This is a genomic window from Ensifer sp. R1-3, assembly GCF_056739175.1.
On record NZ_CP096516.1, the window covers coordinates 87641 to 106082 of the forward strand.

At 62.6% G+C, this 18442-nt stretch carries 16 protein-coding genes; 6 read left to right on the forward strand and 10 right to left on the reverse strand.

Features of this window, described 5'->3' with window-relative positions; all coding sequences use genetic code 11:
• Nucleotides 1–79 precede the first annotated feature (79 nt).
• Nucleotides 80–1063 carry a BMP family protein gene (locus M1D43_RS17720; protein WP_013850162.1) on the reverse strand — a complete coding sequence of 328 codons (984 nt, stop codon included), beginning with the start codon at nucleotides 1061–1063 and terminating at the stop codon, nucleotides 80–82.
• 52 nt (nucleotides 1064–1115) lie between these two features.
• Complete coding sequence (locus M1D43_RS17725) at nucleotides 1116–2411, reverse strand: amidohydrolase family protein (RefSeq protein WP_015243506.1); 1296 nt, start codon at nucleotides 2409–2411, stop codon at nucleotides 1116–1118.
• 467 nt (nucleotides 2412–2878) lie between these two features.
• On the opposite strand from M1D43_RS17725, the gene M1D43_RS17730 reads away from it, so the two are divergent.
• From M1D43_RS17730 to M1D43_RS17750, 5 genes are read left to right on the forward strand one after another with little or no spacing between them, the layout of a single operon-like run.
• Nucleotides 2879–3658, forward strand: a complete 780-nt coding sequence (locus tag M1D43_RS17730) for a GntR family transcriptional regulator (protein ID WP_010975048.1) — start codon at nucleotides 2879–2881, stop codon at nucleotides 3656–3658.
• Between the two features lie 50 nt (nucleotides 3659–3708).
• Nucleotides 3709–4572: an FAD binding domain-containing protein gene (locus M1D43_RS17735; RefSeq protein WP_003532039.1), complete on the forward strand. Its 864-nt coding sequence runs from the start codon at nucleotides 3709–3711 to the stop codon at nucleotides 4570–4572.
• Complete coding sequence (locus M1D43_RS17740; RefSeq protein ID WP_010975049.1) at nucleotides 4569–5054, forward strand: (2Fe-2S)-binding protein; 486 nt, start codon at nucleotides 4569–4571, stop codon at nucleotides 5052–5054. Before M1D43_RS17735 ends, M1D43_RS17740 begins: the two co-directional genes overlap by 4 nt.
• On the forward strand, nucleotides 5051–7369 hold the full coding sequence (locus M1D43_RS17745) for a xanthine dehydrogenase family protein molybdopterin-binding subunit (protein WP_027989998.1): 2319 nt from the start codon (nucleotides 5051–5053) through the stop codon (nucleotides 7367–7369). Before M1D43_RS17740 ends, M1D43_RS17745 begins: the two co-directional genes overlap by 4 nt.
• A complete protein-coding gene (locus M1D43_RS17750) occupies nucleotides 7369–8418 on the forward strand; it encodes a CobW family GTP-binding protein (protein ID WP_014527610.1) in 1050 nt (349 codons plus the stop codon). The genes M1D43_RS17745 and M1D43_RS17750 overlap by 1 nt, the downstream gene beginning before the upstream one ends.
• Nucleotides 8419–8617: 199 nt before the next feature.
• Here M1D43_RS17750 and M1D43_RS17755 read toward each other — a convergent pair whose 3' ends face one another.
• The 5 genes from M1D43_RS17755 to M1D43_RS17775 form a co-directional block, all read right to left on the reverse strand.
• Nucleotides 8618–10009 carry a nucleobase:cation symporter-2 family protein gene (locus M1D43_RS17755; RefSeq protein WP_003532045.1) on the reverse strand — a complete coding sequence of 464 codons (1392 nt, stop codon included), beginning with the start codon at nucleotides 10007–10009 and terminating at the stop codon, nucleotides 8618–8620.
• Nucleotides 10010–10087: 78 nt separating this feature from the next.
• Nucleotides 10088–10720: a UbiX family flavin prenyltransferase gene (locus M1D43_RS17760; protein WP_014527609.1), complete on the reverse strand. Its 633-nt coding sequence runs from the start codon at nucleotides 10718–10720 to the stop codon at nucleotides 10088–10090.
• 21 nt (nucleotides 10721–10741) lie between these two features.
• On the reverse strand, nucleotides 10742–12124 hold the full coding sequence (locus tag M1D43_RS17765) for a UbiD family decarboxylase (RefSeq protein ID WP_027989999.1): 1383 nt from the start codon (nucleotides 12122–12124) through the stop codon (nucleotides 10742–10744).
• Between the two features lie 142 nt (nucleotides 12125–12266).
• Nucleotides 12267–13208 carry an amidohydrolase family protein gene (locus M1D43_RS17770; RefSeq protein WP_003532048.1) on the reverse strand — a complete coding sequence of 314 codons (942 nt, stop codon included), beginning with the start codon at nucleotides 13206–13208 and terminating at the stop codon, nucleotides 12267–12269.
• A 39-nt stretch (nucleotides 13209–13247) separates the two neighbouring features.
• On the reverse strand, nucleotides 13248–14174 hold the full coding sequence (locus tag M1D43_RS17775; RefSeq protein WP_014527607.1) for an amidohydrolase family protein: 927 nt from the start codon (nucleotides 14172–14174) through the stop codon (nucleotides 13248–13250).
• A 311-nt stretch (nucleotides 14175–14485) separates the two neighbouring features.
• Here M1D43_RS17775 and M1D43_RS17780 point away from each other — a divergent pair, with 311 nt between their 5' ends.
• A complete protein-coding gene (locus M1D43_RS17780; protein WP_014527606.1) occupies nucleotides 14486–14980 on the forward strand; it encodes a DUF2243 domain-containing protein in 495 nt (164 codons plus the stop codon).
• Between the two features lie 18 nt (nucleotides 14981–14998).
• Here the strand turns inward: M1D43_RS17780 and M1D43_RS17785 are convergent, their stop codons facing one another.
• From M1D43_RS17785 to M1D43_RS17795, 3 genes are read right to left on the reverse strand one after another with little or no spacing between them, the layout of a single operon-like run.
• Nucleotides 14999–15880, reverse strand: a complete 882-nt coding sequence (locus tag M1D43_RS17785; RefSeq protein WP_014527605.1) for a dihydrodipicolinate synthase family protein — start codon at nucleotides 15878–15880, stop codon at nucleotides 14999–15001.
• Nucleotides 15880–17526, reverse strand: coding sequence for an ABC transporter ATP-binding protein (locus M1D43_RS17790; protein ID WP_014527604.1), 1647 nt, complete (start codon nucleotides 17524–17526; stop codon nucleotides 15880–15882). Before M1D43_RS17790 ends, M1D43_RS17785 begins: the two co-directional genes overlap by 1 nt.
• A complete protein-coding gene (locus M1D43_RS17795; protein WP_014527603.1) occupies nucleotides 17519–18442 on the reverse strand; it encodes an ABC transporter permease in 924 nt (307 codons plus the stop codon). The genes M1D43_RS17790 and M1D43_RS17795 overlap by 8 nt, the downstream gene beginning before the upstream one ends.

Genomic DNA, 18442 nt, shown 5'->3' on the forward strand with positions numbered 1-18442 from the left:
AGAATGGGGCACACGCCGAACGGCGCCGGTCCGGCCCAACCTATCGGGCAGTGCCCCATCCTTCTCGCGCCTGCGGTCGTTATTTCTGCCGGGTCTTGATTTCTCCGGCGGCGATCTTGCCCTTCACCTCATCGACGTATTTGCGCACGTCCTCCGTCACGGGATTTGCAGCCTGATCATTGTAGGTGAACTTCATGACGTCGGCATCTTTCAGGCCGAACTCGACATTGGTCGTCGGCTTTTTGCCGTTCCTGATGTCTCCGACGATGCGGATGACGCCCCGGGCATAGTCGGCGACGTAAAGCCCGAGGATGTTCTTGGGAGCGACCGAGGTGTAATCGCTGAAGATGCTGAAGGTCTTGACGTCGGCACCGGATTCCGCGGCGGCCTGGAAACCGCCCACCGTCGCCCCTGAAGCATTCGGCAGCACGAAGTCGGCCCCTTGCGAGATCAGGCTGAGGCTCGCCTCCTTGGTCGCGGTCGCATCGGTGAAGTTGCCGATATAGACCTCGCTGACGGGGAAGTCCGGCGCGACGCTTCGCACACCGTTGGTGAAGCCCTCGAAGGCCTCCTTGATCGGCGGGATCTCCATCCCTCCGACGAGACCCGCCTTCTTGCCCGTCTTGGCCGCGATCACGCCCATCAGGTAGAAGGGCTGGCTCGTATCCGTGTTGAGGCCGATGACATTTCCCTCGAATATATAGCTCGAGGAAATGAGAAAGACCGTATCGGGATATTCCGGCGCGACCTCGAGAGCGGCATCCTGAAACTCGAAGCCGTGCCCGAGAATGACGTTGTAGCCCTGGCTGGCGAAGTCACGGAAGGCTTTCTCGAAGGATGCCGGGTTCTGCTGCAGCTCGACATAGCTGACCTCGGCACCAAGTTCCGCCTCCACGCCCTTGAGTGCGTTGAAGCCTATCCTGTTCCATCCTTCTTCCGAAACACTGCCGGGAACCAGCAGTCCCATCTTGAACGGTGAGCCCTCGGCGAAAGCCGGCCCCGCGGCAATGAGCGCGGCCATTGCAACCGCCGACCCCAAACAGCCTCTTCTGGTAATCATCATGATGCTCCTCCCTTCCTCTCCTCATCATGCCCGTCCGACGGCTTGCTGCCGTTCAGGGGACATCTTCCAATGCGCGTATGGCCTCCACGGCAGGCGATGCGGGTGCTGCGACCGGCCGGCCTTTCGCGAGCACCTGGATGCAGTCGGGACCCCCGCCGACGAGAGCGCTGACATCCTCGCAATCGGTGACGACAAGGTCCGCCCAGGCGCCCTCGCGGATGCCGTAGTCGGTCAGATTCATCATGCGTGCCGGTATTGCGGTGATCATGTCATAGGCGGTGGCGAGCTCGTCGCCCCGCAGATGCCCGGCAAGCAGCGTCCAGCGCGCGATCTCGAGCATGTCGCCCGAGCCGGTCGGCACGAACGGGTCCTGGATATTGTCGGATGCGGTCGCGATGGCCACCCCCGCGCGGATCAGTTCGGCGACACGCGTCAGACCGCGGGGCGGCAACATGTCGTGGCTGCGGCCCTGCAGGTAGAGATTGGCCGCAGGCAGTGTCACGACCGCGATGTCGAGATCGATCATCTGGTCGCGTATGCGCTCGAATTCCTTCCTCGGCAGCGCGCTCAGGACGGATGCGTGACCGAGGACGGTGCGCCCCTGCAGGCCAAATCTCCGGACCCGCTCGAACACGGCGTCGAAAAGCGGCCGTTCGGGGTTCAGGTGTTCGTCGAGATGCAGATCGATGGGTCGGCCATGCCGCTCGGCCGCGGCGAAGAGGATGTCGAGATACCGCATCGGGTCCTCGGCGACCGCCGGGGTGCCCCCGACCGCGTCGGCCTGTTCGACCGCGGCATCGATGTTCTTCTCCAGCCATTCGATATCCTGATTGGGATGCGGCGTCATGAAAGCGACGAGCTGCAGCGTCAGCCGGTCCGCCCATTCGGATCTCAGCCGGGCCAAGGCGTTGATGCCGTTGAAGCCGGCATCCTTGTCGACATTGATGTGGCTGCGTATCGCCGTGGTGCCGCGGGCAAGGCAGCGTTCCATTGTCCGCGCCGCACGTCGCGTCACGTCGTCTTCCGGCGCCTGGCGGGCATATCTGGCGAATGCCTCCCGCGCTCCCTGCAAGGTTCCCGAGGGATTGGGCGTGAATTTGAGGACACCTGTCTTGTCCAGATGCTGGTGGACGTCGACGAAGCCCGGCGAGACGAGCGCGCCGCGGAGATCGACGCCGATCACATCCGGCCCCACTTCCAGGCGATGGCCGATGCTGGCGATGCGCCCGTCTTCCCCCACGAGGATATCGCGTTCATCGGCTGCCGCGGCTTCGCCGGCAATCCGGCAGCCACGCAGGAGAAGTGCACGGCGGGCGCCGCCATGACGGGTTCCGAGAACCGTATGCATCGAGTGACTCCATTCCATTCCGTCTGACCCGTTCCGTCTGGGTCATTCCATCTGGATGGAGACTAAGAAGCGACGATTATTGAGGCAATTTCATAATAGATATATATTGTTTCGGTTTTCTCATGAATGTTCCCACGGCACCGCATCCGTCAGTGCAGTGCGCGATATCAAAAGGAACGATATAATATATTATCACGCGTCAGTGTTTTTATCCGCCAAGAAAATCGTATTATCGGCTACCAAGCAGGTGTTTCTGCGGAGATGCGATCCGCAGAAATTCCGGAAGTGATTTCATTTCTGCAAATTTGTGTATGGTTACGCGCCAGGAACCGCGACCAAGTCATGCAATTCGCGAGGAGAATACTTTTAAGCCATACATTTACGCGTTTAGCGGCGCGATAATACATAACGTTGACATCCAGGCATCCAAGTATAGATTGTTGACAATCTAATCTGGAGTGTTTCGGATGGCCGCGTCGCCCTTTTTCAGGAGTGCAAGATACCGTCCCCCTGCCGGGGCCGCGATGAGCGGGCCGGAGGCCGAGCAACGTGTCGTCCAGGTCATCGTCGAGGCGATAATGCATCATCGGGTGGCCCCCGGCGCCAGACTGATCGAGCGCGAGCTGGCGATCGCCTCCGGCGCCAGCAGGTCGGCCATACGCAACGGGCTCATGCGGCTGGCGCATGCGGGGCTGGTGGAACTCAGCCCCAACAAGGGAGCGTCCATCGCCATGTGTTCGCCCGACGAAGCGCGGCAGATATTCGACGCGCGCATCGTGATCGAGACGGCGACGGTCGAGAAGCTCGCCGGCACGATCGGCGAGACGGAGCGTGCGCGCCTGCGGTCGTTCGTGGAGGACGAACGCAACGCCTATGAAGAGGGCCGCATGGAAGAAGCCCGGCATCTGTCCCGGCGGTTCCATCTGCTTCTGGCGGAAATGGCCGGCAACGACGTGCTGACGGGGGTGATACGCGATCTCATCAACCGCCAGCCGCTGCTCTCCTGGTCGAGGCCGGATACCGAGCCGCGATTCTGCGGCAATCACGCGCATTCCGAGATCGTCGAAGCGATAGCGAGCGGAGACGGCGAAAGGGCCGCCCGCCTCAATATGGAGCACCTTCGGGCCTTGGAACGTGAACTGGTGGCCGATCGCGCCGCGGCCATGCAGGCGTTTCGCTCCGTTCAGGCCAACGCCGCGTCCGGCGAAAGCGCACAACGGGAGGATGGTGACGCCGGTATCGATTGAATCAAGTGCGGAACGCGGCGGCGTACCGCTGTTTTTGGGAGGAGGAATGCATGAAACCGTTCGAATATTACGAGCCGGCGAGCCTGGCGGAGGCCAGCGATCTGCTGAGGCGGCTCGGCAAGGATGCCAGCATCATCGCGGGCGGCACCGATCTGCTCGTCGAGATGAAGGAGGAGCTTCGCAGCGTCCTTCATCTCGTCAACATCAAGAAGATCCCGAACCTGAGGGATTTTACCTATGATCCGGCCGCCGGGCTTCGCTTTGGCGCGCTGGTGACGGTCCGGGAGATAGAGACCTCGCCGCACGTCATCGGCAACTATCCGAACCTCGCCAAGGCGGTAAGCCTCCTCGGCTCGGTACAGGTGCGCAACCGGGCAACCATTGTCGGCAACATCTGTCGCGCCTCCCCCTCGGCCGACACGATCCCGCCCCTGATCGCCGACGGCGCCAGCCTGTCCGTCTATAATGGAGGCACCGAGCGGACCATTCTGCTCGAGGACTTCTTCACCGGTCCCGGCCGGACGGTTCTTTCGCCCGGAGATATCGTAACCGGCATATCCCTGCCGGCGCCCCGCCCGACGAGCGGCCGCGCCTACATCAAGCACGGCCGCCGCAAGGCGATGGAACTCGCGACCGTCGGCGTTGCCGTCAGCATCGAGCATGTCGCCGGACAATGTTCGGACATCCGCATCGCGCTCGGCGCCGTGGCGCCGACCGTGATCCGCGCCCGCAGGACCGAGGACCTTATCAGGGGACGCAGGATCGACGCGGCGCTGCTGGCCGAAGCTGCGGAAAGCGCAATGCAGGAAGCCACTCCCATCGGCAATGTGCGGGCAAGTGCGGCCTACCGCCGCGACATGGTCGGCGTGCTGACGCGCCGGGCAATCGGTTACGCCATGGGAGGTGCCCAATGAACCGGCTCGTTTCGATGACGGTCAATGGCGAGGCCCGTGAACTCGCGGTCGTTCCCAACCGCACGCTGCTCGATGCGCTACGCAACGAAGGCAGTCTCACCGGAACCAAGAAAGGCTGCGACGTCGGCGACTGCGGTGCCTGCACGGTCATCATGGACGGAAGGCCGGTCAATGCCTGTCTGGTGCTCGCCATCGAGGCCGAAGGTGCGACGATCGAGACCATCGAAGGCCTGCAGCCGGCCTATGACCAGCCGCACCTCCTGCAACAGAAATTCATGGAGCACGGCGGTGCGCAGTGCGGCTTCTGCACGCCGGGCATCATCATGATGGCCAAGGCGCTGCTCGACGAAAACCCGGACCCGAGCGAGGACGAAATCCGCTTCGCTCTGGCCGGCAATATCTGCCGCTGCACCGGCTACACCAAGATCATCGACGCTGTTCGGGCCACGGCCGAGGAACTGAGAAAGGCGGGGACGCTATGAACACATATGAAAGGATCGATAGAGACCTGTCCGACCGGGACTTCACCGTCGTGGGCAAGAGCGTCAAGCGTTCCGATACTCTGGAGAAGGTCACGGGGACGGCCAGATATGCAGGCGACGTCGCCTTGCCCGGCATGCTCCACGCCAAGATGAAGCGCAGCAACATCGCGCATGCGCGCATCAGGAGCATCGACACGAGCAAGGCGCTGGCGCTCAAGGGCGTCAAGGCGGTGCTGACGCACGAGAACGTGCCGCGCGTTTTGCATGCGGGCTCACCGCATCCGCGCTCGGCATCGGTTACCAAGGATCAGTACATCCTGGATGACAGGGTGCGATATTGGGGCGAGGGCGTCGCCGCAGTCGCTGCCGTCAGCGGGGAAATCGCTGAGCGCGCGGTCGCGCTCATCGAGGTCGAGTACGAGCCCTTGCCCGGCCTCTTCACAATCGAAGCCGCATCGGTGCCCGGCGCCCCGCCGATCCATGAGAATGGTCTCGACCGGAACCAGGTGTTGCCGCCGGTCTTCGTCACCCGCGGCAACGTCGACGGGGGTTTCGCCGAAGCGGATCTGATCCTCGAGCGCGAATACGATCTCGGACGCCCGACACCGGCCTATATGGAGCCCAATGTCTGTGTCAGCCAGTGGGACGGCAACGGCAAGCTCACCATGTGGACCTCGACCCAGAGCGCATTCATGGTCCGCGGCACGCTTGCCGAAGTGCTCGGCGTGCCGCTGAACAAGGTACGCGTTATCGTCGATCACATGGGCGGCGGCTTCGGCGCGAAGCAGGATCTGTTTCAGAACGAGTTCCTCTGCGCCCTGCTCGCGCGACAGACGGGGCGTCCTGTCAAGATGGAGTTCAGCCGCAAGGAAACGTTCCTCGGCGGCCGCTCGCGACACCCCGGCAAGATATGGCTGAAGCAGGGCTTCACCAAAGACGGCCGGATCGTCGCACGCGAAGCCAGGGTCACCTTCAACTCCGGCGCCTACGGCTCGCACGGTCCAGGCGTCACCAATGTCGGCACCGCAGCGCTGACCTCGCTCTACCGTTGCGAGAATGTCCGGCTGGAAGGCTGCTGCATCTATACCAATTCGCCGATCGCCGGCGCCTTTCGCGGCTATGGTGTGGTTCAGACCTACTATGCGCTCGACCTCATGATGGACGAGGCGGCCGAGAAGCTCGGCTTCGACCCGGCCGAGTTCAAGTTGATGAACGCGGTGCGCGAGGGCGACATCGCACCCTCCGGGCATCCGATCGTCGGACACGGCCTCGGGGATTGCATCCGCCGCGTCATGGAGGAGACGAACTGGCACGGATTGCGCAGGCGGGAGAAGCCGGAAACCGTCAAGCGCCGCGGGATCGGGATCGGCTGCGAAATGCACGGATCCAGTGCCTATCCGGGCATCAAGGAACAGGGCAACGCAATCGTGAAGATGAACGAGGACGGAACGGTGACACTGATCACCGGCACCGCCGGCCTCGGCACCGGCGCGCATACGGCCCTTTCGCAGATCGTCGCCGAGGAACTCGGCGTGCCCTTCGAAGCCGTCTCGGTCGTTCAAGGGGACACCGATATCGTCCCCTGGGATATCGGTGCCTTCGCCAGCCACACGACCTATCTCGGCGGACGGGCGGCTCAGCTCGCGGCCGCCGACGTGCGCAGACAAGTGCTCGAACACGCCGCGCCCATGCTCAAGGCCGAGCCCGAGAATCTCGCGATCCGGGACGGTTTCGTGGTCGTCACCAACGGCTCCAACCGCAGCATCCGGCTTTCCGAGGCCGTCGGGCCGCAACGGGGGATGCCGGCGGTGCAACTGGTCGGCGTAGGCACCTACATGCCGACGAAGTCCTACTCCTTCGCCGCCCATTTCGCCGAAGTCGAGGTGGACACCGAGACCGGCGAGGTGGCCGTTCTCGAGGTCGTTCCGGTACATGAGATCGGCAGGGTCATCCATCCGATCGCCGCGGCCGGACAAATCGAGGGTGGCATTCAGCAGGGCATCGGCCACACCCTCAGCGAGGATTACGTCATCGACCTTACCGATGGCCGTTCCCTCAATCCGAGCTTCGTCGATTACAAGATGCCCCTGTCGATGGACATGCCGTCCATCCGCACCATCATCCTCGAGACGGCACCGGATCCCGGCGGTCCCTACGGTGCCAAGGGCGTCGGCGAGGATCCGATCATCGCGATCGGGCCCGCCATCGCCAACGCCATCTACGACGCCATCGGCGTCCGCTTCCACCACTACCCGATAACGCCCGAGCAGGTGTTGAACGCTCTCAAGTCCAAAGCCAACGAAACGAGGCAGTGATGCAGACCAACCATCTTCAGGACAGCAAAATTCCCGTGACCATCCTGACCGGCTTCCTCGGCGCCGGAAAGACAACGCTTCTCAACCACATATTGACGGAACGGCACGGTCACCGCATCGCGGTGATCGAGAACGAGTTCGGCGAGGTGGATGTGGACTCGGATCTCGTGCTCGCCTCCGAGGAAGAAATCTACCAGATGAAGAACGGCTGCATCTGCTGCTTCGTCGATGTGCGCAACGACCTGATCGAGGTTCTGCAGAAGCTGCTTGCCCGAAAGGACAAGTTCGACCACATCCTTGTCGAGACCAGCGGGCTTGCCGATCCGACCCCCGTCGCGACGGCTTTCTTCATCGATGACGAAATCGGCAAGCACGTAACGCTGGACGGCATCGTGACGCTGGTCGATGCCAAGCACATAGGCCAGCATATCGACGATCCCGTGCTCGATGGGCGCGACAACCAGGCTGTCGACCAGATCGTCGCCGCCGACCGCATCATCATCAACAAGATCGACCTCGTGTCGGAATTAGAGATCGCTCCGCTCGAGCGCGGCATGCGCAAGCTCAACCAGACGGCCGAAATCGTACGCTCGAGCTACGGCAGGGTGGATCTGTCGAGCATTCTCGGCATTTCCGGCTTCGCGCCGTCCTACGTGGCCGAACGGGCCAAGCTGCTCGACCTCGATCATCATCACCACCACGATCATCACCACCATGACCATCACCTGCATGACGCGACGGTCAGCTCGGAATCCTTCGTCTTCGACCGGCCTTTCGACCAGGGCCGCCTGACGGACTACCTCTCGGGCCTGCTTCGGGAGGAAGGCGACGACATCTTCCGAACCAAAGGCATCATAGCGATTGCCGGCGATCCTCGCTTCTTTGTGCTCCAAGCGGTGCACAAGCTGATGGACTTCCGTCCGGACCATGTCTGGGGGAAGGACATGCCTTATACGAAGCTGGTCTTCATCGGCCGCAACCTCGACCGGGCGGCGCTGGAGAAAGGACTGGAGCGTTGCCTTGCCTCGGCGGACGATACGGATAATTGATCCGGGGGAATGACGAGAATCCGCCGAGGCCGGGAGGCTTCGGCGGATTTGTCGTGTTTGAGCGGGAACAGCGGATCCCACTGGACGCAGCCGGACCGGAAAAGGCGAGGAGCACCCTCTTTGATGGACCTTGCATAAAACCGCACCGCCCCCGCCTGGCCGGGGGCGGTGCATGTTGTGCATTCACTTCCGGCTGCGCCTAGCCGGGATGCCGCATGGCGCCCTCACCGAGCAAATCCGGCTGCACCTCCTCGCGCGGAGGAACGCCGTTGAAGAGCAGGTTGAGCAGCACCGCCGAGAAGGTTCCGACGAGAACGCCGCTGTGGAAGAACCGGTCGATGAACTCCGGCAGCTGGGCGAAGATCTTGTCCGCGACCACCGGGATCATCGCGAGGCCGACGCTGACGGCGACGATGTAGAGGTTGCGGCGGTTGTCCACGAAGTTGACGCGGGCGAGGATCTTGACGCCCGTCGCCGAGACCATGCCGAACATCACGATCGCGGCGCCCCCGACGACATAGCTCGGTATCGACGCGGTAATGAATGCGATCTTCGGCAGGCAGCCCAGAAGGATGAGCACCACGCCGCCCGCGGCAACCGCCCAGCGGCTCATCACACCAGTGATCTGGAGCAGGCCCACATTCTGGGCATATGTGGTGTATGTGAAGGTGTTGAAGATTCCGCCGATAATGTTGCCGAGACCATCCGTGCGCAGCCCCCGCGCCAGGTCGGCTTCGCTGATCGTGCGGCCTGCCATGTCGCCGACGGCCAGGATCTGGCCGGTCGCTTCGATCATCATGACGATCATGACCGTGCAGAGCGCAACAGTCGCCCACAGGTCGAATATCGGCATGCCGAAGGCGAACGGCGTCACCACCGTGACCCAGCTCGCATCGGCGACGCCCTGGAAATCTACCTTTCCGAAAGCGACGGCGATCGCAAATCCGATCCCTATGCCGAACAGAACGGCGAGGTTTGCGAGAAATCCCTTGAGAAAGCGGGTCATCAGGAGAATGGAGACCAGCACGATCGCAGCGACCGCAAGAGCGAAGGGCTCACCGTAGGCCGGATTGGGAATGAGCCCGTCGGGGCCTTTTATCATGGGCTGTCCGCCCGCCGCCCAGTTTACTCCGACCCGCATCAGCGACAAGCCGATGACCAGCATCACCGTTCCGGTCACCACCGCCGGAAAGAAGCGAACCCAGCGGCTGAAGTAGGGGGCGGCCAGAAGTGTGAACACGCCGGATGCGATCACCGCACCAAGAACGCCGGGCATTCCGAGGTCCGGATCCGTGCCCGTGGCGATGATCGGGGGAACCGCGGTAAAGCCGATGCCCATCATGATCGGCAGGCGCGCGCCGACGTTCCAGATGCCGAGACACTGGATGAGGGTGACGATGCCGCAGCAGAAAAGATCCGCGCTGATCAGCATGGCGATCTGATCCTTGGAGAGATTCAGCGCGCTGCCGATGATCAGGGGAACCGCGATGGCACCGGCATACATCACCAGGACATGCTGCAGGCCGAGCGCCGCCAGTTTCGGCGCGGGAAACATTGCTTCGATAGCATCGCACTTCGAGTCCGTATTCATTTCGCTCCTCCCATTGTTTTTCCAAGAGCCTTCCGCCGAACCCCGACCCTCCTCCGGCCGATGAACGGGCGGTATTCCTCACCTCATCTTCACCTCGACATCTTCACGTCGAGTGTCAGGGACGGCAGCGCGCCGCCCGCTCCATCGATGTGCGAGCCCGGTATCGATATCGAAGAGATCGAGGACGCGGGCCACGGTATGATTGACCATTTCGTCCAGCGTCTGCGGACGGGCATAGAACGCCGGCACGGGGGGACAGATGATCGCTCCCGCCTCCGTCGCCTGGGCCATCGAACGAATATGGCCGATATGCAATGGCGTCTCGCGCAGCATGAGAACCAGCCGGCGGCGTTCCTTCAGTGTTACATCCGCTGCCCGGGACAGTAAGCCGGAGGTTACGCCGGTCGCGATTTCCGACAGGGTCTTGATCGAGCAGGGTGCAACGATCATCCCGAGCGTGCGGAAAGAACCGCTGGAGCACGAAGCGCCGATGTCCTTGTTGGAATGGACGTAGGCGGCCAGGGCTTCGACGTCGGCGACCTTGAAGTCCGTTTCCATCGCCAGCGTGATCTGGGCGGCACGGCTCATCACCAGATGCGTCTCGATGTCCAGATCCCGCAGGATCTCCAGGAGCCGGATGCCGTATATCACGCCGGAGGCGCCGCTGATGCCGACGATGATCCGCTTTCTCTGTTCCCGGTCCGCCTTCATCGCTCTCACCTCCAAGCGCCGCTATTCAGTCCAAGGACGGCCGAGTTTCGCGAGAATCGTCGAAGCGCGGTCGAAGGCGACCTCGTCGATCCTGGCGAGCACGCCGTGAAAATCAGGCCCGCGGGTCGCGTCGAGGCCCATGCGGGACGTCGTACCGATACCGGATGCCGAAGGATCGAGCGCGTTGCCGGGCAGTCCTTCGATGATGACGACATCCTTGTGCGGCTGGAAATGGGCGGACATGGCCCAAAGCACGTCGGAGTCCCGCGTGATGTCCACGTCGGCATCGACTGCGATGACCGTCTTCAGATAGGCGTCCCAGCCGAGCAGCCCGAGCATGATCTGGCGGGCCTCGCCGGGCCTCGTCTGGTTGAGGGCGACATAGGCATGAAAATGCGTGCCGGATGCCGGATAGTGCACCGCCGTCACGCTCGGGAAGCGTTGCTTCAGCTTTTCCACCATCTCCGCCTCACGCGGAACCCGGCCGAGATTAAGGTGTTCGGACGAGTTGCCGCCGGCAACGCTGACCAGGATTGCGTCCTTGCGGCGCAGGAAGGTCTCGACGCGAAACAGATTGTTCGTCGACCGGTCGGACGAGTAGCCGGTGAACTCTCCGAAGGGCCCCTCGGCAACCTGCGCTTCGGGCTCGATCACCCCTTCCAGGACGATTTCGGCATAGGCCGGAACCCGGATGCCGTATTTCGGCGTCCGTACCACCTCGAGCGGCTCGCCAATGAGGCCGCCGGCGACGTCGCGCTCGTCTTCACCGAACGCCAGGCGCGCCGAGGCTGCAATCATGAAGAGGGGATGTGCGCCGATGACCATGGCGACCTTCAGTTTCTCGCCGCGGTCCTTGGCCATGTTGAGCAGCCGCCACAGATGTCCGCGCGAATGCAGGCTCGTCGCCAGCTCGTTCTTCGAATGGATCATCGCGCGGTGATAGCTGAGATTGCCGGCGCCGGTTTCGGGATGCTCGGCGATGATTATGCCGCTGGTGATGTATTTCGCCCTGTCGGTCGCGAAGTGCTTCAGCATCGGCAGGGTGCCGAGGTCGATGTCGTGCTCCTCCACGCATTCGGTGACCGGTCCGCCGTCGACCAGCCGCGGCGGCAGGGCTTGCCGCGAGCGTGCCTGATAGGCTTCGTGCAGCCGGTCCTGGGAGGTCCCGAACATCCGGGCGATCCGCTCGCGCGATCCGAAGGTGTTGGCAATCACTTCGCCGCCGACGCCTTCGACGTTGCGGAAATGCAGGAGCGGCGCCCGGCCTTGCTGGTTGAGCTTCCAGATGAACGCCGACGCGTCCTGATCGTCCGTGATACAGTCTTCGATGGTGAGTACGTCTTCGGGATACGCCTTCTGGTATTCCCGGAGAAAGTAGCGGACGTCCTGGCTGCCGAACTCCATAATACTGCCCTTCGCGGTGTCGTTTACTTCACATGAGCGGGCAGCGGCCTTGGAGGGAGCCGCTGCCCTGGAGCGGGATGAGGAAAATGCGGGCGATGTTCCGCCCGAATCCCGCTCTGACTTTTGGATCGGCCAGGGCCGATCAGGCGGGAGTAGGCTGGCGCTCCTCACGTCTCAGACCCGCATAGGTATCGGTCAGGCGCGCCTGAGCTTCCTCGAGATTGCGTGGCGGAGGGGTCGGGTCGATGCCGACGAGCTTGGCGATGTTGTTGCCGAGATAGCCCTCGAGATCGTCTTCGGAAAGGCCGAGGCCGTGGGGCGGTTCGTGGCAGAGAACCTCGAGCTCTCGCAGCCACATGCCGGGCTCGTTCGGCGGCGAGTCCGTACCGAAGACGATCTTGTGTTTCGGCAGCTCTTTCGCGAATTCGACGATGCGGGATTGGAAGCACCAACCGGACTCGCAGTAGACGTTGGGTGTGTCCATCGCCATCCAGAAGGACTCGAACGAGTAGTTGCCCCCGGTCTGGATCCCGAAATGCCCGATAATGAAATTGACCATCGGGAACTCGCGAATGATCGGATAGAACATCGTCGGAATGGTGTAAGGCCCATCACCAGTGTGGATGAGCACGACCACTCCCAGTTCCGCACACTTCTTCATCGCCGGGCGCAGCCAGTCGAGGGCCCGGTCGGGCCGGTAACCATGCATGTTGGCATGCAGCTTCAGCATCTTGAAGCCGTATTCCTTGACATGGAATTCGAGCTCGGCCGCGCCGTTTTCCGGCCCCCAGCGGGGATTGTAGTTGAAGTTGCCGATGAAGCGGTCCGGGTATTTCTGGCAAAGTTCGGCGATATACGCCATGTAATCGCGAATGCCTTCGCGGCCCATGCGGTTGCCGTCGCGATAACCTGTATTGCCGGGCGGCGGCTGGATGAAGCCCATGTCGATCCGGCGAGGCTTGCCGTTGATCATATAGGGTCCGTCCATCAGCTTCAGCATGCGCTCGCCGTTGAAGGGCGTGCCGGTGTGGCGCCATGCCTCGTCGACCAGATTGGTCGGGTGGAGGTGGGTATCGATGATCATGCTATTTCTCCGATTTCATGAAACGCGCGTGCGGGAGGCTCATGCCGGCTGAAGGCTGGCATGAGTGCCCTTGAGGCGCGCCTGCGCCTCCTCCACGCTGCGTGGAGGCGGCGTCGGATCGAGACCGATCATCCGGGCGATGTTGTTGCCGAGGTAGTCCTCGAGCGTATCCTCGTCGAGGTTCAGCCCCTGGGGCGGCTCGTGGCACAGCACCTCGAGAAGGCGCAGCCACATACCCGGCTCGTTCGGGGGCGTGTCGGTGCCAAACAGGATCTTGTGCTTGGGCAGTTCCTTGGCGAATTCGACGATGCGCGACTGCAGGCACCAGCCGGATTCGACATAGATGTTCGGCGCATCCATCGCCATCTGGAACGGCTCGAAGACATAGACGCCGCCCGTCTGCACGCCGAAATGCCCGAGGACGAAATTGACCGACGGAAACTCTCGGATGATCGGATAGAATTCGGTCGGGATGCTGTAGGGTCCGTCGCCGGTATGCACCTTCACGATGAGGCCGAGGTCGGCGCATTTCCGCATCGCGGGCCGCAGCCAGTCGAGCGCCCGGTCGGGACGGTAGGCATGCATGTTCGCCTGAAGCTGCACCATCTTGAAGCCGTATTCCTTGGCGTGGTGCTCGATTTCTTCGGCGCCGTTCTGCGTGCCGTAGCGGGGATTGTAGACGAAGCAGCCGAGGAAGCGGTCCGGATATTTCTGAATGAGCTCGACGGTATAGGACATGTAGTCCCGGATCGCCGCCTTGCCGGTCAGATCGCCGTAACCGTCGGTGTAAATGGTGTTGCCCTGCGGGGGCTGGATGAAAGCTTTGTCGATGCGGCGCGGCTTCCCGTTCACATAATAAGGGCCGTCCATCATCTTGAGGAGGCGCTCACCTGTAAAAGGCTCGCCATCGTGCCGCCAGGCCAGATCCACAATCTTGGTCGGGTAGCAGCTAATGTCGATAATCATCAGTCTCTCCAGAGTTGCCGTCAATCCAATTCACGGATTGTCCATGAGCGAAGCGCCCCGGAGTTCGACGTCAACTTTGCTGAAGGCGAGGTCAGAAAGATCCGTCGGGCTGCGGTCTGCGCGATCGCATGTCAGCAATTCCCGACCGGATGTTGTATCGTGAGATACTAACGCGGCTGACCGCTTCTACTGACGTGGAGAATATTAAGACAGCTTAGAGGGAATGAAAAGTACATTTCATCAAACTGATCAATTAATAAATAATTCGAAAGAATTCATTCTGTGAGCGGTTGATCAGCGGAGTACAGGCATTGGACGACACCGCAAAAGAAAACGCAGAATTTCCGGCTGCAGCCGGAATCCTCCTCGGCCTCGGTCTCGGGGGCTTCTTCGACGGCATCGTTCTGCATCAGGTACTGCAGTGGCATCATATGCTGAGCAGCGCAGGCTTTCCCCCCGACAGCCTGGAAAATCTGAGGCTGAATACGTTCTTCGACGGCCTCTTCCATGTGGGCACATACGTTTTCGTCGTGCTGGGCCTGATCGTTCTGTGGCGCAGGGGGCGGCGGAGACCCCTGCTTTGGTCGGCAAAGCTTATTGCCGGTACCTTCCTCATCGGGTTTGGCGGCTTCAACCTGATCGAGGGCACCGTCAACCACCAGATTCTCGGCCTGCATCATGTCAACGAGACCGTGTCGCGCGATCAGTGGGTCTACTGGGACACAGGCTTTCTTCTCTGGGGAGCCTTGATGCTGATTGCCGGGTGGGTCCTGTACCGGTCAGGTAAACGAGACCTTTCGAGATGAACGGGGTGGGGACCGCTCTCACAGCAGCCGGTGCCGCACCAGAACTTCCCGGATTTTTGCGTCCTGCTCCTCGCTCGGAAGCAGTGCCGGCTGGCGGGAGGCGCCGACGGAGGGATCCTGCAGGTAGAGCGAGCGCTTGACGAGGGCCGGCGGGAAGCCGAGGGCGTAAAGCTCGGTGCGGAAGGCGGTGTAGATTGCCTGCTGGCGTTCCGCCTCCGCAATGTTCCCGCTGTTGAACGCGCTGAGAATGCCGGCGAGCACCTCCGGCATGGCATTGCCGAGGCCGGAAATGCAGCCGGCCGCACCGTTCTGCAGCGACCAGAGAACCAGATGGTCGGGGCCGGAATAGACTTCGAAGCCCGGCACGTCGCGCGCTACCTGCAGATAGGCCTCGAGCGTATCCTGCGCACCGCCGGAATCCTTGATCCCGGCGATATTGCCGTGCGCGGAAAGCTTCAACGCCGTCTCCGGCTCGATATGGTTCTGGGTGCGGGAGGGAATGTCATAGAGATAGACGGGGGTCTCCACGGCATCGGCGACCGTCGAGAAGTGCCGGATCAGGCCGTCCTGCGTACAGGCGATGAAGAAGGGGGTGATGACGGCAATGCCGCTGACGCCGATGCGGTCGAAGGCGCGCGCGAGCTGCAGCGTCTCGAAGGTCGCGGGCATGCCGGCATTGACGATGACATCGACGCGGCCGCCGACCTCGTCGACCACTTCCTCGGTGAGGCGGATCTTCTCCTCGTGCGTGAGCGCGGTGAAGTCGCCATTGGTGCCGGCGCACATGATATTGTTGCCGGCGGCGACCTGCCGGCGTACCTGGGCGCGGGTCGCCTCGTAATTGATGGTCTCGTCCTCGTTGAAGCAGGTGACGAGGGCGACGAAGGCTTTCTTGGACATCAGTGACTCCGCTTTGGGATAAGAATGTCGGCAGCCTCGGCCGGCACCGATGCTAGGTGGCCGGCCTTTGCATCCGGATCGGGACTGAGGCTGGCCGCGAGAAGGGCGCGGGTATAGGCCTGCCGCGGCGTATCGAAGACCTCGCGGACGGTGCCGAGCTCGACGACCTGTCCCTGCTGCATGACCATGACGTAATCGGCGAAATCGCGAACGACCGGCAGGTCATGGGCGATGAAGATGAAGGCGATCCCCATCTCGCGGCGCAGCCTGTCGAGAAGCTCGATCACCTGCGCCTGGACGGAGACGTCGAGCGCGGAAACGGCCTCGTCGCAGATGATCAGCTGCGGCTCGAGCGCAAGCGCCCGGGCAATGGCGATGCGCTGCCGCTGGCCGCCGGAAAACTGGTGCGGATAGCGGCTCATGTGCTCGGCCGAAAGACCGACCTGCACCAGGAGCTCCGCGACGCGTTCACGCCACTTTGCCTTGGGCAGGATGTCCGGATGGATGACCCATGCCTCGGAGATCAGCTGGTAGACCGTCATGCGCGGGTTGAGCGACTGGGTCGGGTCCTGGAACACCATCTGGAGGTCGCGCCTGAGCTTGTAGAGCTCTGCCGGCGAAAGCGCGAACAGGTCGCGGCCCTTCCAGAGCGCCGTGCCGCTGTCCGGCTCGTCGAGACGCAAAAGGGCCCGGGCAAGCGTCGATTTGCCGGAGCCGCTCTCTCCGACGACAGCCATGGTCTCGCCGGGCATCAGATCGAAGGAGATGCCCTTCAGCGCTTCGAAGGAGCCGTAGGTCTTGCGCACGTCGCGCACGCTGAGCAGGGGTTCGGCGCGCGCGCCGGGTTCGTGCATCGCGCCCTTGCCGGGGGCGGCGGCGATGAGCTTCTGCGTATAGGGATGCTGCGGGTTCTTGTAGATCTCGCGCACGGTTCCCGCTTCGACGATGGCGCCCTTTTCCATCACGACGACCCGGTCGGCGATCTCGGAGACGACGCCGAGATCGTGGGTGATGATCAGCACCGCCATGCCCGTTTCGCGCTGCAGTTCCTTCAGAAGCTTCAGCACTTCCGCCTGCACGGTCACGTCGAGCGCGGTGGTCGGTTCGTCGGCGATCAGGAGGTCCGGCCGGAGCGCCAGCGCCATGGCGATCATGACGCGCTGGCGCTGACCGCCGGAGAATTCGTGCGGATATTTGCGCATTGCCCGCTCGGGCTCGGGGATTCCGACGCGGCGAAGGAGCCGCAGCGCCTCTTCGCGCGCCTTGCTGCCGGCGAGCCCGTGAGTGGTCATGGCTTCGGAGATCTGCCAGCCGACGCTGTAGACCGGATTGAGGTGGCTGAGCGGATCCTGAAAGATCATGGCGACCCGGCGGCCGTTGACTTCGCGCCGTTCCTCGGCAGGCATCGTCAGCAGGTCCCTGCCGTCGAGCAGGATTTCGCCGCTACTGATGCGGCCCGGCGGCATGTCGATGAGGTTCATGATCGCCGAGGACGAGACGGACTTGCCGGAACCGCTTTCGCCGAGGATCGCCAGCGTTTCGCCTTTGTCAAGGTGATAGGAGATCGACTTCACCGCATGGACCACGCCGGCCGCGGTGTGGAATTCGACGGAGAGGTTACGGACCTCGAGCAGATGTTCAGCCATTTTTGCCGCCCTTCATTTCGAGACGCCAGCGCTGTACCGGATCGAGCGCGATCCGCATCCAGTTGGACAGCAGGTTGAGCGACATGGTGGTGAGAATGATGGCAAGGCCGGGCCAGAAGGAGAGCCACCAGGCATTGGTGAGATATTGCCGGCCCTGCGAGATCATCAGGCCCCAGGTGATTTCCGGCGGCTGGATGCCGATGCCGAGGAAGGACAGCGCGCTCTCCGCCAGCATGACATAGGCGAAATCGAGCGTGGCGAGCGTCGTCAGCGTCGGCAGCACGACCGGCAGGATGTGGCGGAACAGGATTCGCTTGCTGGAGGCGCCCATGACCCGGGCAGCCTGCACGAACATGCGCTCGCGGATCTCGAGCACTTCGGCGCGCGTGGTGCGCAGATAGACCGGAATGCGGGTGATGGCGAGCACCAGCATGAGGTTGAGGATCGAGGAGCCGAGCACATAGAGTACGATCACCGCGATCAGCAGAGACGGGAAGGACATGATCACGTCGGCGAGACGCATGATGATCTGGCTCATGCGCGGCGAGGAAAAGCCGGCGATGAGGCCGAGAACGGTGCCGATCACCGAGGAGAGGATCACGGCGCCGGCGGCGACCATCAGGGTGTTCTGAGCGGCCACGATGATACGGGCGAAAAGCGGACGGCCGAGCGCGTCGGCCCCCATCCACCAGACCCAGGTGCGGGTCCAGTCGAATGGCGGCAGGTTGCGGCCGCGCAGGTTCTGCTTCGTCGCGAGGTCGCCCAGCCAGGCCGGGCCGATGATGGCTATGGTGAGAATGACGAGAAGGAAGATCGCCGCGCAGAGCGCGAACTTGTCCGCCAGCAGCATGCGCATCATGCGGACCGGGAAGGACGGCTCTGCGGCGATGACATTGTCGGTGGTTGCCAGGCTCAT

Excerpts from the sequence above, each read along its gene's own strand:
- M1D43_RS17720 (WP_013850162.1), bottom strand. The coding sequence starts at position 1,063 with ATGATGATTACCAGAAGAGGCTGTTTGGGGTCGGCGGTTGCAATGGCC.
- M1D43_RS17725 (WP_015243506.1), bottom strand. The coding sequence starts at position 2,411 with ATGCATACGGTTCTCGGAACCCGTCATGGCGGCGCCCGCCGTGCACTT.
- M1D43_RS17730 (WP_010975048.1), top strand. The coding sequence starts at position 2,879 with ATGGCCGCGTCGCCCTTTTTCAGGAGTGCAAGATACCGTCCCCCTGCC.
- M1D43_RS17735 (WP_003532039.1), top strand. The coding sequence starts at position 3,709 with ATGAAACCGTTCGAATATTACGAGCCGGCGAGCCTGGCGGAGGCCAGC.
- M1D43_RS17740 (WP_010975049.1), top strand. The coding sequence starts at position 4,569 with ATGAACCGGCTCGTTTCGATGACGGTCAATGGCGAGGCCCGTGAACTC.
- M1D43_RS17745 (WP_027989998.1), top strand. The coding sequence starts at position 5,051 with ATGAACACATATGAAAGGATCGATAGAGACCTGTCCGACCGGGACTTC.
- M1D43_RS17750 (WP_014527610.1), top strand. The coding sequence starts at position 7,369 with ATGCAGACCAACCATCTTCAGGACAGCAAAATTCCCGTGACCATCCTG.
- M1D43_RS17755 (WP_003532045.1), bottom strand. The coding sequence starts at position 10,009 with ATGAATACGGACTCGAAGTGCGATGCTATCGAAGCAATGTTTCCCGCG.
- M1D43_RS17760 (WP_014527609.1), bottom strand. The coding sequence starts at position 10,720 with ATGAAGGCGGACCGGGAACAGAGAAAGCGGATCATCGTCGGCATCAGC.
- M1D43_RS17765 (WP_027989999.1), bottom strand. The coding sequence starts at position 12,124 with ATGGAGTTCGGCAGCCAGGACGTCCGCTACTTTCTCCGGGAATACCAG.
- M1D43_RS17770 (WP_003532048.1), bottom strand. The coding sequence starts at position 13,208 with ATGATCATCGATACCCACCTCCACCCGACCAATCTGGTCGACGAGGCA.
- M1D43_RS17775 (WP_014527607.1), bottom strand. The coding sequence starts at position 14,174 with ATGATTATCGACATTAGCTGCTACCCGACCAAGATTGTGGATCTGGCC.
- M1D43_RS17785 (WP_014527605.1), bottom strand. The coding sequence starts at position 15,880 with ATGTCCAAGAAAGCCTTCGTCGCCCTCGTCACCTGCTTCAACGAGGAC.
- M1D43_RS17790 (WP_014527604.1), bottom strand. The coding sequence starts at position 17,526 with ATGGCTGAACATCTGCTCGAGGTCCGTAACCTCTCCGTCGAATTCCAC.
- M1D43_RS17795 (WP_014527603.1), bottom strand. The coding sequence starts at position 18,442 with ATGAGCCTGGCAACCACCGACAATGTCATCGCCGCAGAGCCGTCCTTC.